The organism is Romboutsia sp. 13368, from assembly GCF_018336475.1.
Lineage (GTDB): Bacteria > Bacillota > Clostridia > Peptostreptococcales > Peptostreptococcaceae > Romboutsia.
Map to the genome: position 1 here is coordinate 1,306,703 of NZ_CP048741.1, position 604 is coordinate 1,307,306.

Annotated in this window: 1 protein-coding gene; it reads left to right on the forward strand. The window is 24.9% G+C overall.

The window, feature by feature from the left end:
- Positions 1 to 187 precede the first annotated feature (187 nt).
- Positions 188 to 604 (forward strand): DUF2703 domain-containing protein (locus tag G3997_RS05310; RefSeq protein ID WP_296644065.1); only part of this gene is annotated, 417 nt, incomplete at its 3' end.

Genomic DNA, 604 nt, shown 5'->3' on the forward strand with positions numbered 1-604 from the left:
ATTTTTTATTAGGCTATATTTTAAATRAATGYTGAAAATGATACAATATAATTAACTTCGCAATTGTTATATAATACGAATTAAAATTTAACGGAAGAACATTATAAGGCAATAGATAAACTTGCAGATGTAATTAATGAAGAATTTGAAAAAGTAAATAAGGAAAATTATTAGGAGGAAAGTTTAAATGATAATACTTAATATTGAATGGAAACACCTTGATGTAGATGGAGAAACTTGTGATCGTTGTAATGATACAAGAAATACTTTATATCAAACAATAAGACAATTAAATATAGAGTTACATGATAAAGGTATTGAAGTTATACTTTCTGATAAAAAATTGAGAGATAATCAAATTTCTAAATCAAATATTATTTTATATAATGGAGTTCCTATTGAAGAAATACTTGATTTAAAGGTATCAGAAAATTATTGTGCTTCATGTTCAGATTTACTTGGAAGTAAAACATACTGTAGAACAGTAACATATGAAGGTAATGAATATGAAGATATTCCTGCAAAAGCTATACGTCAGGCAGCATTTAAAGTACTTGGTTTAGTTGATGATAAAAAAGAAGAAAACTTAGGATGCTGTTTTAAT